Origin of the sequence: Thioclava sp. F36-6, assembly GCF_002020305.1 — a bacterium.
GTDB classification, from domain to species: Bacteria; Pseudomonadota; Alphaproteobacteria; order Rhodobacterales; family Rhodobacteraceae; genus Thioclava; species Thioclava sediminum.
On the sequence record NZ_MPZX01000002.1, the window covers coordinates 449,092 to 463,078 of the forward strand.

The window sequence follows — 13,987 nt, forward strand, 5'->3', positions numbered from 1 at the left end:
AGAGCGCCTAAACCATTTACGCCCCGATTTCCAGCCTGAAAGGCCTGTCATGCCCCCGTTCTGGACGCCCGAGCGCCACGCCGACCGCCGCCCCGCCCTTCTCGCGCGCAACCGCATTCAGGCGGCGATCCGCGGCTGGCTGGCGGCAGAGGATTTCGTCGAGGTCGATCCCTGCGCGCTGCAGGTCTCACCCGGCAACGAGGCGCATCTGCATGCGTTTGCCACCGAGATGATCGGCAACGATGGCGAGGCGCGGCGGATGTATCTGCACACCTCGCCCGAATTCGCGATGAAGAAGCTGTTGGCCGCGGGCGAGCCACGCATCGCCGCCTTCGCCCATGTCTGGCGCAACCGCGAGGCGGGCAAGCGCCATTCGCCCGAATTCACCATGCTGGAATGGTATCGCGCGGGCAAAGACTACACGGCGCTGATGGCCGATTGCGCGGCGATGCTGCGGCTGGCAGCCGAAGCCGCGGGATCGTCGGTGCTGCGCTATGGCACCGCCGAATGCGACCCCTTCGCCGAACCCGAGCGGCTGTCGGTCGCGGACGCCTTCCAGCGCCATGCCGGGATCGACCTGCTCGCCACCTGCGACGGGGCCAAGACCGACGCGGAAGCCCTGCGCGCGCAATGCGAGGTGATCGGCTTTGCAGTGGCCGACGCGGATAGCTGGTCGGACATCGTCTCGAAACTGCTGGTCGCGAAGGTCGAGCCGCATCTGGGCCACGGCCGCGCGACGATTCTGGACCGCTATCCGCTGGCCGAGGCCGCGCTGGCCCGCCCTGCCCCGGATGACGGTCGCGTCGCCGAACGGTTCGAGCTTTACGCCTGCGGGGTCGAACTCGCGAATGGTTTCGGCGAGCTGACCGATCCGGCCGAACAGCGTCGCCGCTTCGAGGGCGATATGGATCTGAAGGAAGAACTCTACGGCGAGCGTTACCCGATCGACGAAGATTTCCTCGCCGCCCTCGAGATCATGCCCGAGGCGTCCGGCATCGCGCTTGGCTTCGACCGGCTGGTGATTCTCGCGACCGGCGCGCCGAAAATCGAGGATGTGCTCTGGGTGCCGGTGGGCGGCGCGACGGACTGAGGCTCAGCCCTTCCCGCCCTTCTTCTCGGCGGCATGATCGGCCAGCATCTTGAACGGCACCACCCGCAGCGCATCGCGATGCGTCGAAGCCAGCATCACCTCGGGCGCGCAGCCCTCCTGCACCGCCTGCAAGAAACGCGAGGCGCACAGGCACCATTGGTCGCCCGGTTTCAGCCCCGGAAAATCATATTCCGGACGCGGCGTGCTCAGATCATTGCCGAGATATTTCGAGAAGGCGAGAAACTCCGCCGTCATCACCGCGCAGACCGTATGCGAGCCGCTATCCTCCCAGCAGGTGTTGCAGCTGCCATCGCGGAAAAAACCGGTTCGGGGCTTGAGCGAACAGGGCTGCAATGTACCCCCCAGCACGTTGATCGCCTCATACATCTGCATCGCGCGGCCCTCCCTTTCAGGAAACCTCTGCGATGCGGCGCAACATGGCAAGATTTTCCTCCTCGACGCCCTCCTCCTTGAAACGCCAGTCGGCGGCGTTGAGCGCGATCACCGTGTCGGTCGCGGGGCTGACATAGATATGCTGGCCATAGATGCCGCGCGCGAAATAATCGCCGCCGTGATCTGCCGTGTCGACGGGCACCCACCATTGATAGCCGTAGCCCTCGCCCTTCGGCGCCTGCAGCGCGGTGGATTGCGCAACCCAGTCCTCGGGCACGATCTGGCGCCCGTTCCAGAAGCCCTTTTGCAGGAACATCTGACCGAAGCGCGCATAGTCGCGCGTCCGCAGGTTCAGCCCGCCAAGGACGAAGCTGACGCCCAGGCCGTCGGTCAGCATCACGGGCGCGGCCTCCAGACCCATCGGCGCGATCAGCAACTCGCGCATCACCTCCGCCGGATCCGCCCCGGTCGCACCCGCGATCACCATGCCCAGCACATGCGTGTCGATCGAGACATAGAGCATTCGCGCACCCGGCTCCGCCTCGCGGATCTTGAGCGAGGCCGCGAAGGCGTCCATCGACCGCCCCATCGCGAGAACACGGCCCATCTTGTTGATATCCGAATGGAAATCCAGATAGTCCTCGTTGAAGGCCACGCCCGAGGACATCACCAGCGCATCGCGGATCGTCACGCCCTCATAGCCCGAGCCCTTCAGCTGCGGCGCAAAGCGGGTCAGCGGCGCGTCGAGATCGGGGATCACGCCCTGATGGTGCAGGATGCCCAGCGTGGCCGAGAGGAAGCTCTTCGCCATCGACCAGGAGATGCGCAGGTCTTCCGGCGCGGTGCCGCGGAAATAGCGTTCATGGGTGATCTGGCCGTGGCGCAGCTTCACCAGCGCGGTGATCCAGCGCCGCTCGATCCAATCCTCGACGCCCTCGGGCAGGGGATCCTCTGCACCGCGCGGCAAGTCCGATACCGGCCCGTCGCCACGTGCGATCTCACGCGAATGAAACAGCGCGGGCATGTTGGAGAAATTGCCGACGATCCGATCGGGCTCGAACAGGCGGTTCACCGCGCGCAGCCGCGCGATCTCGTCGCGCTTCCACCATGCGAGACCCGCGATTGGCAGCGCCGCCGCCATGCCGACCCGGATCGCCCCCCGCATCGCCTTTTGTCCAAGCTGTTTCATCCCGTGCCCCTCGCCGCATATCCTTACGGCAAGGAAGCACGCCCCACGCAGTTGCGGCAAGGAGAACCGGGCGTCATCGCGCAAACGCGACCTGCGCAAGGGTCAGTAGATATAGCGGATCTGGTCGGTCCAGTAGCGCTCCATCCGGCGCAGCGTGTGGTTCATCTCCTCCATCGCGTCGAAGGTGATGACGCCGCGCGTCTCCATCCCGCAGGCGTGTCGCTCGAACAAATCGGCCACGTTCTCGCGCAGCTCGCGCCCCTTCGCGGTCAGGCGCACCCGCACCGAGCGGCGATCGATCTCGCAGCGCTGATGGTGCATGTAGCCTGCCTCCACCAGCTTCTTGAGATTGTAGGAGACGTTCGAGCCCTGATAATAGCCGCGGGTCTTCAGCTCCCCCGCGGTCACCTCGTTCTCGCCCACGTTGAACAGCAAAAGCGCCTGCACCGGGTTGATCTCGAGGATGCCCAGCCGCTCGAACTCGTCCTTGATGACGTCGAGCAGCAAGCGATGCAGCCGTTCCAGCAGCGAGAGGCTGTCCAAGTATCCCGCCATCAGCCCCGGCGTCGCCGGGACGGGCGTCATGTCGCTTGCAGATTTCTGCACGGTCATAGCATTCTCCGCCAGTTTCGCTGCCCCTGACGCAAGACAGTGGCGGGAAATGGCAAAGATACCGTTAAGCGGCCCGAATTCTCCGAAAATTCGCGCAAAACCCTATGAAATCCGGGGCTTCCGCGCCGTTTTCAGGTTTTCGTAATGTGCCGCTCGCGCGCGAACTGGCCGATTACGGAGAGCAATTCGAGGTATTTCGGCGGGCATGGCTGCGCGCCCGAGACCCACGGATACAGGTCCTGATCGTTCTCTTCGAGAAGCTGGTCATAGAGATCGAGAGTGGCGGCATCCAGTTCGGGCAGGCACGCATCGGCGTAAGGCCCGAGGATCAGGTCCATTTCCTTGATCCCGCGCCGCCAGCTGCGCATCTTCATCCGTTTCAGCCGCGCCTCTCGCGTCTCTGTCATCAACTCTCTCCTGCCACCAAGCGCTTCTCCAGCCGTGCCAGCCGCACATCGAGATCTTCGAGCCCGGACCGCACTTCCCGGATTTCGCGCACCAGGGCGCGTTCCGCCTTTGCGTCTTCTCCCTGTTCGGGCGGGCCGTCAAGCCCCTCGCCCGATCCGGTCAGCAGCCACATCAGCGTCACGTTGAGCATTCCCGACAGCATCTGCAGCCGGTTCGCGCGCGGCTCCAGTACGTCCTCTTCCCAGGCCTGCAGCGTCTCGAGCCGGACGCCCAGCTGCGTTGCCAGATCCTCCTGGCTCAACCCTGCCGCTTCGCGCGCGCCCGCAAGCCGGTCGCCGAACGTTGCGCTCGCCTCGCCATACCAATCGTCGACCATGTCTCTCTCCCGCTTTCGCTTGAACGCTTCTGGTGCCGAGCCTAGAAGTTTGCCGAACGAGTTACAAATCAAGGGCGACGCGATGGCATTCCTTTCCGACACGCTTGCACGGGTGAAACCTTCGCCGACGGTCGCGATGACCGGGAAGGTGGCCGAATTGCGCGCCGAAGGTCGCGATGTGATCGGCCTTTCGGCGGGCGAGCCCGATTTCGACACGCCCGAGTCGATCAAGGACGCCGCGAAAGCCGCGATCGACGCAGGCAAGACCAAATACACCGCCGTCGACGGCATCGCCGAGCTGAAACAGGCGATCTGTGCCAAGTTCGCCCGCGAGAACGGCCTGTCCTACACGCCCGAGCAGGTCTCCGTCTCCTCGGGCGGCAAGCAGGTGCTGTTCAACGCGCTGATGGCGACGCTCAATCCCGGCGACGAGGTGGTGATCCCGACGCCTTACTGGGTAAGCTACCCGGATATGGTGCTGATCGGCGGCGGCACGCCCGTCTTCGTTCAGGGCGATCCCGCGATGGGCTACAAGATCAGCCCCGAGGCGCTGGAAGCCGCGATCACACCGAACACCAAATGGTTCCTCTTCAACTCGCCCTCGAACCCCTCGGGTGCTGCCTATTCGCGCGAGGAGCTCAAGGCGCTGACTGATGTGCTGATGCGCCACCCGCATGTTTGGGTGATGACCGATGACATGTATGAACATCTCACCTTCGACGGGTTCGAATTCACCACGCCCGCGCAGGTCGAACCCGCGCTCTATGATCGCACGCTGACGGTCAACGGCGTCTCCAAGGCCTATGCGATGACCGGCTGGCGGATCGGCTATGCGGCGGGCCCGAAAGAGCTGATTGCGGCGATGCGCAAAGTGCAGAGCCAGTCCACCTCGAACCCCTGCTCGATCTCGCAATGGGCTGCCGTCGAGGCGCTGAGCGGCCCGCAGGATTTCATCGACACCTTCCGCACCGCCTTCAAGCGGCGGCGCGATCTGGTGGTGGCCGGGCTCAACGCCTGCCCCGGCATCTCCTGCCCGACGCCCGAGGGCGCGTTCTACGTCTACCCCTTGATCAAGGACTGCATCGGCAAGACCTCCGCTGGCGGGCGCAAGATCGAGAGCGACGAGGATTTCGCCAATGCGCTCTTGGAGGAAAACAACGTCGCCGTGGTCTTCGGCGCGGCCTTCGGGCTTTCACCGAATTTCCGCATCAGCTACGCTACATCGGACGCGGCCCTGACCGAGGCCTGCGCCCGGATCAAGGCCTTCTGCGAAGGGCTGTCATAAGGCGGAACGGCCGAGGGAGACTGGCGAATGACTGACTTGCCCGAGTATTACTTCCGGGTGAAGGAAAACGGCGCGACGGTGTTTCGCGTCGATACCGAGAACCGTCAGCGCCGGATCGAGATGGACCCGATCGCCAATATCAACATCCGCAATGGCGAGATCAAACCGCAAGGCGACCGGGTTCTGACCGAGGAAGACCGCGCCGAGATCGAGGCGTGGATGGCGCATCGCCGCGAGGTGCTCGCCCAGCGCGATGTCGACGACATCCTGCGCGCGGTCGATCACCTCAATCTCGTCACGCAATGGGCGCAGTCGAAGGCGACCGATGCCCAGCTCGAAGAGATCACGGATACGCTGTTGCTGACAATGCACGACCTGCGCAGCGTGCTGGTGCGCAAGAAGGCCGAGCGGCTGACCAGCGAGGGCTGAGCGCCCCCGCCCCTTCGGCCTCAGCCTTTCGAGATGAACCCGGTGATCGGATAGACGCGGCCCAGCGCGCCGGGATTGCTCATGACTCGCACGCGGCTCCAGTCATTCTTCTCGGAGACATCCACCACGACCATGTCGAGCGACACCTTGTTACGCTCCCAATTCGCGTGATCGACCCGAATCTGACGCGGCGAGTCGACGCCCGACACCACCGCGATATGACCCAGCGGATTACGACCGGTCGCCGAGAACGCCATCACCGCACCGACCTTCGGCTGATGACCGCGCGCATAGAGCCCCTTGGCCTGCGACCACCACGTCTTGGCATTGCCGCGAATGTCGATCCCCGAGGCATTGCGCGCAAACGGCACACACCAGACACGCTGGCGCTTGGCGCGCATCTGCTTGGCCACTTCGACCGCGTAGGCGCGGCGTTCGAGGTTGACGGAGCTCGCCTGATCCCGCGCGCTGGCAAAGCCCATCCGGTCGCCGGTGGTCGGGGTGCAGGCCGAGACGGTCAGCGCCGCGATCAGGACAAGCGAGAGGGGGGCCGCGCGGCCCGCAAGGTCAGAGATAGAGAGCATGGGCGATCACTGTCGATGTCGAATTGTTGCGTCTTCGTTACCTCCTCCATAGCCTCGAATACCCCCATCGCCGAAGGAGAATTTCGCCGCGCATCAGCGGGTTGGCAACAATCCGCTTACAGGAATGTAATCTTGGGAACCTTTTGCGATCTCGCGATGCGCGTCCTACGGGTGACGGTCCGAGGGACAGCGCGCATGCAGGTAAATCTCGACCCATTCAAAGCCCGGATCGATTCCCCGCTCGGCCAGCCACGCCTCCTGCAGACGGTAGGCCTCCGGCTCGGCCGCCGCCGGACAGGGCCAGTCGCGCGCATGAAACTGAGCGCGATGGATCAGCTCATGCAGCAGCGAGGAAAGCTGCATCGGATCGTCTTCGGACCAAGGCCCGACGAGGAAGATTCGATCCTCCACCAGATCATAGGCCGCGCGCAGATCGGAATCGACCAGAAGGTCGTGCCCCTCATAGGTGATGACCTCCCCGCTCTGGCACATGAAGATCGCAGGCGCGCCCTGCGGCACCGTGTAGTCGCTATGCGCCTCGATCCATTCGGCGAGCGCTTCCGTCACCGCATCGGGCACAGACATCGGCAGCGGCGCGGGACAGGCCCCGCCCGCTGCCGGACATAACAGTGCAAGCCCTATGACGATGGCTCGGATCATCACGCCTCCTCTCGTGTCAGGATAGCAGCTGCGTGCGGATCTCGGAATTGATGCCGATCATTCGGGCCGATGGCGCATACCGCTCCGCCCTAGTTGGGCATCATCGGCGGCGCCATCACGATATAGGGCGTCGTGGGAGCCTCCCCGGGCGGCAAGGCCTCGGGCATCGGCTCCCCCGGGTCTCCGAGCGATTTGATATACTGGTAAAGCGAGCGCAGATCGCTCTCGGGCATCGCATGCACGTTGTAGAACGGCATTGGCGGCTTGGCGTCGAAGGTCTTCGCGTATTCCACGAAACCGTCCTCGTCCATGTCCTTGATCTCGAGGCGCAAATTGACCGCGTAGGTCGTGCCCCACGGCCCCTGCCAGCCAAGCGGCACGCCCTTGAGCGCCGCCTCCGGGTCGATCTTGCCGCCGGACTCGTTGTACCCGGCCGTGTGGCAGTCGTGGCAACCTGAGGTGATCGAGACCAGTTTGCCCCGCTCCACCGAGACCTCCTGAGCCACAACAGCCGAAGAGCTGGCCAGCGCGCCAAGCGCGGCCAGAATAAGAACGCGTTTCATGGGTTTCTCCCTCCCTAACAGACGCGCCCCTCCCGGCGCGCCTCTCCCTGAGGTCCGGCCTTACGTCCAAACAGACCTGACCTTGCGGAAAGGATGCGCCCAAAGGGGCGAGTCGGGCAATTAGATAAAAGATAGGCTCTCGCAGCCGCGCTCAGGCAACGGACAGCGATGAGGCACAAACCTCGCGAAGGCGCGAAGCGGGCTGCGCCGTCTGCCTCAGACGCTGACCACCTCGCGCAATGCCTCGCGCGTCAGGGTCTCTTTCGTCCCCTCCATCGCGACCGCGCCGCGCTTGAGCACGTAGAAGCTATCGCCCAGATCATGCGCGAAGTCGAAATACTGCTCGACCAGCACAATCGCCATATCGCCCTTCTCGCGCAGATAGGAAATCACCCGCCCGATCTGCTGGATGATATTGGGCTGGATGCCCTCGGTGGGCTCGTCCAACAGCAGCAGCTTCGGCTTCATCAGCATCGCGCGGGCAATGGCGAGCTGCTGTTGCTGCCCGCCCGAGAGGTCCCCACCCCGGCGATTGAGAAAGTCCTTCAGGATCGGGAAGAGCTCGTAAATCTCATCCGGAATGACGTGCTCGGATTTCGGCAGGCAGGCGAAGGCCGTCTCCATATTCTCGCGCACGGTCAGCAGCGGGAAGATCATCCGGCCCTGCGGCACATAGCCCAGCCCCGCCTTCGCCATTGCCTGCGGCGGCACCCGGCCCATCTCGGCGCCATCGAGCGTGACAGACCCGCCCGAGCGCAGATGAGTCCCCGAGATCGCCTTCAGCAACGAGGTCTTGCCCACGCCGTTCGTGCCCATGATGCAGGTCACCTCGCCCGCGCGGGCCACCATGTCGATCCCGTGCAGGATCTGGCTGCCGCCGTAATGGAGCGTCAGCCCCTCGGTCTTCAGCATCGCGGGTTTTGTCAGATCAGCGGCCAAGATACACCTCGATCACGCGTTTGTCGGCGGTCACATGGTCGAGCGAGCCTTCCGCCAGAACCGACCCCTCATGCAGCACAGTCACCTTGCAGTTCAGACGGCGCACGAATTCCATGTCATGCTCGACCACGACCACGGCATGATCGCGCGCCAGATCGACCAGCAGCGCAGTCGTCTGCTCGCGCTCGGCCAAGGTCATCCCCGCCGCGGGTTCATCGACCAGCAGCAGCTTCGGCTCCTGCGCCAAGAGCATCCCGATCTCCAGCCATTGCTTCTGCCCGTGGCTCAGCTCGCCCGATTTGCGCGGCAGTTGATCGGCGAGGCCCACCTGCGCCGCGATCTCTTCGACGCGCGCACGATCGGCATCGCCGGCCTTCCAGCCCAGCACCGCGAAGGGGCTGCGATTGGCCTTGAGCGCCATCATCAGGTTCTCGGTGACGGTCTGATCCTCGAACACGGTGGGCTTCTGGAATTTCCGCCCGATCCCGATCCGCGCGATCTTCGCCTCGTTCAAACGCAGCAGGTTGGTCGAGCTTTCCCCCCACAACACCGAGCCCTCGTCGGGCCGGGTCTTGCCGGTGACGATATCCATGAAGGTCGTCTTGCCCGCCCCGTTCGGCCCAATCACCGCGCGCAGCTCGGTCGGGCCGATATTGAAGCTGAGATTGTTGATCGCCTTGAACCCGTCGAAGCTGACGGAGATGCCCGAGACCTCCAACAGGGTCTGCGATCCTGCCCCCGGTTTGATCGCAACATTCATTCCTGCGCCTCCTCTTCCCGGAAGGAGCCCTTATCCGGCCCGAGCGGCGCGCCATGGCGGTTCGGGCGGCGGATGCCCTCGAACAGATCGATCAGCCCCGACAGCCCTTTCGGGGCGAACAAGGTCACCAGCACGAAGGCGAGCCCCAGCAGCACCTGCCACCAGTCGACCCAGTCGATCGTGTAGAAACCGAGCGGCAGATCGGGCACGCGGCCGCCGGTGAACCAGCTCGAGACGATGGAGACGAAGGCCGCCCCCATCACCGCGCCATAGAGCCGCCCGCGCCCGCCGATCGCGACCCAGACCGCGAGGTAGATCGACGCGATGGGTGCCATCTCGCCCGGGTTGATGATCCCCGCCTGCGGGTAATAGAGCGCCCCCGCAATGGCCGCGATCACCGCTGTCAGGGTGAAGACGAACAGCTTGTAGCCCTCGACCGAATAACCGAGGAAGCGCACCCGCGCCTCGTCATCGCGGATGCCGCGAATGACCGAGCCGAACTTGCCCGACACGATCAGCGACGCCGCGATATAGCCCAGCCCCAGCGCCAGAGCCGAGGCCCAGAGGAACCAGATCGACAGATGGTCCTGCCCCGCGCTCACGCCCGGAATGTTCTGCAGCCCCGACAGCCCGTTATTGCCGCGCAGCCCGCTCTCGTTCTGGAACAGGTAGAGCGACAGCGCGAGCGTCATCGCCTGCGTCAGGATCGACAGATACACGCCCGTGACGCGTGACCGAAACGCGAGCCAGCCGAAAATCAGCGCCAAGAGCCCCGGCACCAGCACCACGAACAAAAGCTGCATCGGCAGGTTGCCCGCGAAGGTCCAGATCGCGGGCAAGTCCGATCCACCCACCACGCCGAATATCTGCGTGCCGATTGCGTCATTGACCTCCTGCGGGGTCATCGGGAACTCACCCGCGGATTTCAGCACGATGTCGCGGGTGCGCTCATACATCAGCCACATGCCGATCATGTAGCCGCCCAGACCGAAGAAGGCGAAATGCCCGAGCGAGAGAATGCCCGTATAGCCCCAGACCAGATCCATCGCGATGGCGATCAGGCACAGGCACAGCGTCTTGCCCAGCGTCTTGACCATCGAGGTCGAGATCGCCCCCGGCCCGTAGGCGTGAGAGAGGAACGTGACGCCCAGCGTGAAGACCGCAAGGAGCAGCAGGAACCACAAGACGGAGGGGTTCTTGGCGAGAAATCCGGATTTCATGCGCGGACCTCCGAGGTTGCGGCGGGGGTTTCGCACCCCCGCACCCCCGCGGGATATTTGGACCAAGAGGAAGGGAAAAGGGTGTGTGCCATGCTCAATCCCCCGCGGCCCGGCCCTTGAGCGCGATGATGCCGCGCGGGCGGAACTGGATGAAGATGATGATGAAGAGGATCATGTAGGTCTGCGCCGCGAGCGTGTTCGACGGGTTCAGCCATTCGATCCCCTTTTGCAGCACGCCGATCAGGGTCGCGCCCGCCAGCGTGCCGAAGATCGAACCGACGCCGCCGACCACGACCGTCATGAAGCTCTGCACGATATAGTCCTGCCCCATCTCGGAGGTGACTTTCGCAAACAGCCCGATCGCCACGCCCGCGATCCCGGCGATGCCCGAGCCGAACCCGAAAGCCAGCATATTGATCCGGTCCGGGTTGATGCCCATAGACGCCGCCATCGAAGGGTTCTGCGTGACCGCGCGGACCTCCAGCCCGAGGCGCGTCTTGCGCATCACCCAGAGATAGAGGCCGAGGAAAATCAGCGCGAGCACGAAGATCGCGATCCGGATATAGCTGATCGACACCACGTCATTGAGCGTCCACGCCCCTTCCAGCCACGGCGGCGAGGTCAGCGGACGCGCTTGCGTGCCGAAGATGTTCTTGAAGAGCTGTTGCAGCGCGATGGAAATACCGAAGGTCGCCAGCAGCGTCTCCAGCGGACGTTTGTAAAGGTACCGGATCACCAGCCGCTCCATCGCGACGCCCGCGCCGAAGGTGATCGCGAAAGCCAGCGGCAGCGCGATCAGGATCGACAGCGTGTAATCGGGCACGAAAAGCTGCACGACATAGCCCGTATAGGCGCCCATCGTGATGAACTCGCCATGGGCCATATTGATCACGCCCATCACCCCGAAGGTGATCGCCAACCCGATGGCGGCGAGGAAATAGATCGAGGCGAGCGAGAGCGCATCGAGGCCGAGATCGACCGTCTGCATCCCCGCCACCGTGCGGCTCACCCGGGTCAGTGCGGCCTCGGCGGCGGTGGTCACTTCCGGGTCCGGCTCGGCATAGATATCGGCGAATTGGTGATCTGCGACGAGTTTCTCAGCCTCTGCATCGGTCAGCCGCATCGGCACCTCGCCGGCAGCGGCCAGCGTCGCATAGGCCTCCTCGCGCTTGGCCGGATCGGCCATTGCAGCCAGTGGCAGCCCGCCCACCTGACCGTTCTCGACATGCGCCGCCAATGCCTGCTGCATCTCGGATGCCGAAATCCGCGCGGGCGCCATATCGGCCGAGACCAGCATCGCATAGGCCTCATCTTCGGGGATATCGCGACCCGGCTTGAGCGTTTCCGCAACATTGCCCTCGGGCGCGCCTTCGAAAACCTTGCGGGTCGTCGCCACCAGCGGGTTCAGCGTGGCGCGGAAATCCAGCCCCAGATCGGCGCCGAAACTGTCGATCGCCGCGACGCGCTCTTCGGCATCCTTGCCGAAGCGGATCGTCAGCAGGCGTTCCAGCCGCTGTTTTTCCGCCTTGATCGCGGGATCGGGCTCGTCGGGGATCGAGGCGCGCAGCGGCTCCAGATGCGAGGCCTCGCCGTTGCGGTCGATCGCGGTCAGCGCCTCGCGGCGTTTCTTCGGATCGGGATCGCTCAGCAGAAACCGCACCAGCGCCACGCCGATCTCGGCCCGCACACCGGAATTCGGCTTCACTTCCTTGATGTCGGATTTCGGCGCGGTGCCGGCGGGCTCTCCGGTGACCGGATCGCTCAGCTCGTATTCGCTGCCGGATTTCTTCACGATGAAGAAGGCGCCGTCGCTTTCGCGCAGCCCGACGCGCTTGTCGGACCAGGCCTGCAGGAAGCGCGAGGCCCCCTCGCCCGAACCGGCGACCGCCTCGATGACCGGGCCGATCGTGCGGCGCGACGGCTTGGCGATCTGCTTGGCATAGTCCTGAAGAACGGCGCGCAGCCCCGTGGCTTCGCTTTGCGTGGCCTCCGCCTGCGGCGCGTCGCCCGCATCCTGCGCCAGCCCCGGCAGAGCCAATGCCAGAACAATCCCGAGCGCGATCAAAAACTTGCGCATCCCGTCCCCTTAGGATGAAACGGCCGGGAGAGGCGCACCCCTCCCGGCCAAGACACGATCAGTAGTTCGATTTCTTCTGAACGCAGGTTTCGGTCTCGGTGTTGTACATGCCGCAATCGAGACCCGGCCAATCCGACTTGAGCACCGCCGATTCCGGCAGGAAGTCGGTCCAGGCGTCGCCCGGCACCGGATCGGTCTGCGAGATGATGTCGAACTGACCGTCTTCCATGATCTCGCCGATGAGGACCGGCTTGGTCAGGTGGTGGTTCGGCAGCATCTTCGCTGTGGAGCCGGTGAGGTTCGGGAATTCCTGCCCCGGCATCGCGGCGATGACTTCGTCGACATTGGTGGAGCCGACCTGCTCGACCGCCTGCACCCACATGTTGAAGCCGATATAGGTGGCTTCCATCGGGTCGTTGGTCACGCGGCTGTCGTCGCCGGTGAAGGCGTGCCACTGCTTGATGAAGGCCGCGTTCTCGGGCGTGTCGGCGCTCTCGAAGTAGTTCCACGCGGCCAGCTGACCGACGAGGTTCTTGAGATCCGCCTCACCCAGACCGGACAGTTCCTCTTCGCCGACCGAGAAGGCCACGACGGGGATGTCCTCGGCGGTGATGCCGGAAGCTGCGAGTTCCTTGTAGAAGCCGATATTCGCGTCGCCGTTGATCGTCGAGATCACGCCGACCTTCTTGCCGTCCGCGCCCAGCGCCTTCACGTCGGAGACGATCTTCGACCAGTCCGACTGACCGAAGGGGGTGTAGTTCACGAAGATATCTTCCTTCGCGATGCCCTTGTCCTGCAGATAGGCTTCGAGAATGTTGTTCGTGGTGCGCGGATAGACATAGTCGGTGCCCAGCAGCGCGAATTTCTCGACGCCAAGCTCTTCGAGGAAGTAGTCCACCGCCGGGATCGCCTGCTGGTTCGGGGCCGCACCCGTGTAGAACACGTTGCGCGAGCTTTCCTCGCCCTCGTACTGCACCGGGTAGAACAGCAGACCGTTGAGTTCCTCAAGCACCGGCAGAACCGATTTACGCGACACCGAGGTCCAGCAACCGAAGATCACGTCGACCTTGTCCACGGTGATCAGCTCGCGCGCCTTTTCGGCAAACAGCGGCCAGTCGGAGGCCGGGTCGACCACGACCGCCTCGAGCATCTTACCGTTGATGCCGCCTTTCTTGTTCTGCTCTTCGACCAGCATCAGGACCGTGTCCTTGAGCGTGGTTTCCGAGATCGCCATCGTGCCCGACAGCGAGTGCAGAACGCCAACTTTGATCTTGTCGTCCTCCTGCGCGAAGGCAATGCCCCCGCTCATCGACATGGCCCCGGCCAGAGCCGCAGACATCATAAGTTTACGCCGATTGATCATTTCATTTCCCTCGTTAGCGTCGACCCTGCGCGGCCCTTG

The 13,987-nt window shown here is 64.1% G+C and carries 16 protein-coding genes; 3 read left to right on the plus strand and 13 right to left on the minus strand.

The features are described from left to right. Positions 1-49: 49 nt before the first annotated feature. On the plus strand, positions 50-1,090 hold the full coding sequence (epmA, locus tag BMI88_RS09210) for an EF-P lysine aminoacylase EpmA (protein WP_078547996.1): 1,041 nt from the start codon (positions 50-52) through the stop codon (positions 1,088-1,090). 3 nt (positions 1,091-1,093) lie between these two features. Here epmA and BMI88_RS09215 read toward each other — a convergent pair whose 3' ends face one another. The 5 genes from BMI88_RS09215 to BMI88_RS09235 form a co-directional block, all read right to left on the minus strand. Further along, entirely contained in the window at positions 1,094-1,483 is a 390-nt protein-coding gene (locus BMI88_RS09215; RefSeq protein ID WP_078547997.1) for a DUF2237 domain-containing protein, read from the minus strand. 16 nt (positions 1,484-1,499) lie between these two features. Further along, a complete protein-coding gene (locus BMI88_RS09220; protein ID WP_146673535.1) occupies positions 1,500-2,672 on the minus strand; it encodes a serine hydrolase in 1,173 nt (390 codons plus the stop codon). A 102-nt stretch (positions 2,673-2,774) separates the two neighbouring features. After that, positions 2,775-3,257 (minus strand): winged helix DNA-binding protein, encoded by a 483-nt coding sequence (locus tag BMI88_RS09225; RefSeq protein ID WP_146673580.1) that lies wholly within the window; start codon positions 3,255-3,257, stop codon positions 2,775-2,777. 158 nt (positions 3,258-3,415) lie between these two features. After that, a complete protein-coding gene (locus BMI88_RS09230; RefSeq protein WP_078541835.1) occupies positions 3,416-3,691 on the minus strand; it encodes a succinate dehydrogenase assembly factor 2 in 276 nt (91 codons plus the stop codon). Continuing rightward, positions 3,691-4,068, minus strand: a complete 378-nt coding sequence (locus tag BMI88_RS09235; protein WP_078541836.1) for a helix-turn-helix transcriptional regulator — start codon at positions 4,066-4,068, stop codon at positions 3,691-3,693. Before BMI88_RS09235 ends, BMI88_RS09230 begins: the two co-directional genes overlap by 1 nt. A gap of 82 nt (positions 4,069-4,150) precedes the next feature. Between BMI88_RS09235 and BMI88_RS09240 the strand changes: the two genes are divergently transcribed. Both BMI88_RS09240 and BMI88_RS09245 read left to right on the plus strand, forming a co-directional pair. Next, positions 4,151-5,353, plus strand: coding sequence for a pyridoxal phosphate-dependent aminotransferase (locus tag BMI88_RS09240; RefSeq protein ID WP_078548002.1), 1,203 nt, complete (start codon positions 4,151-4,153; stop codon positions 5,351-5,353). A 27-nt stretch (positions 5,354-5,380) separates the two neighbouring features. After that, positions 5,381-5,782, plus strand: a complete 402-nt coding sequence (locus BMI88_RS09245; protein WP_078520251.1) for a hypothetical protein — start codon at positions 5,381-5,383, stop codon at positions 5,780-5,782. Positions 5,783-5,802: 20 nt separating this feature from the next. Here the strand turns inward: BMI88_RS09245 and BMI88_RS09250 are convergent, their stop codons facing one another. The 8 genes from BMI88_RS09250 to urtA form a co-directional block, all read right to left on the minus strand. Further along, complete coding sequence (locus BMI88_RS09250; RefSeq protein ID WP_078541839.1) at positions 5,803-6,366, minus strand: CHAP domain-containing protein; 564 nt, start codon at positions 6,364-6,366, stop codon at positions 5,803-5,805. A gap of 165 nt (positions 6,367-6,531) precedes the next feature. Then, positions 6,532-7,026: a DUF6647 family protein gene (locus tag BMI88_RS09255; protein ID WP_078520253.1), complete on the minus strand. Its 495-nt coding sequence runs from the start codon at positions 7,024-7,026 to the stop codon at positions 6,532-6,534. Between the two features lie 89 nt (positions 7,027-7,115). Continuing rightward, positions 7,116-7,589 carry a c-type cytochrome gene (locus tag BMI88_RS09260; RefSeq protein ID WP_078548004.1) on the minus strand — a complete coding sequence of 158 codons (474 nt, stop codon included), beginning with the start codon at positions 7,587-7,589 and terminating at the stop codon, positions 7,116-7,118. A 216-nt stretch (positions 7,590-7,805) separates the two neighbouring features. Then, the gene (urtE, locus tag BMI88_RS09265) at positions 7,806-8,501 is read right to left on the minus strand and encodes an urea ABC transporter ATP-binding subunit UrtE (protein ID WP_075776995.1); all 696 of its coding nucleotides are present in this window, start codon (positions 8,499-8,501) and stop codon (positions 7,806-7,808) included. 16 nt (positions 8,502-8,517) lie between these two features. Next, positions 8,518-9,288 carry an urea ABC transporter ATP-binding protein UrtD gene (urtD, locus tag BMI88_RS09270; RefSeq protein ID WP_078548007.1) on the minus strand — a complete coding sequence of 257 codons (771 nt, stop codon included), beginning with the start codon at positions 9,286-9,288 and terminating at the stop codon, positions 8,518-8,520. Next, the gene (urtC, locus tag BMI88_RS09275) at positions 9,285-10,508 is read right to left on the minus strand and encodes an urea ABC transporter permease subunit UrtC (protein WP_078548010.1); all 1,224 of its coding nucleotides are present in this window, start codon (positions 10,506-10,508) and stop codon (positions 9,285-9,287) included. The genes urtD and urtC overlap by 4 nt, the downstream gene beginning before the upstream one ends. Positions 10,509-10,602: 94 nt before the next feature. After that, complete coding sequence (gene urtB / locus BMI88_RS09280; RefSeq protein ID WP_078548012.1) at positions 10,603-12,585, minus strand: urea ABC transporter permease subunit UrtB; 1,983 nt, start codon at positions 12,583-12,585, stop codon at positions 10,603-10,605. A 58-nt stretch (positions 12,586-12,643) separates the two neighbouring features. After that, positions 12,644-13,924, minus strand: a complete 1,281-nt coding sequence (gene urtA, locus BMI88_RS09285) for an urea ABC transporter substrate-binding protein (RefSeq protein WP_168173992.1) — start codon at positions 13,922-13,924, stop codon at positions 12,644-12,646. Positions 13,925-13,987 lie beyond the last annotated feature (63 nt).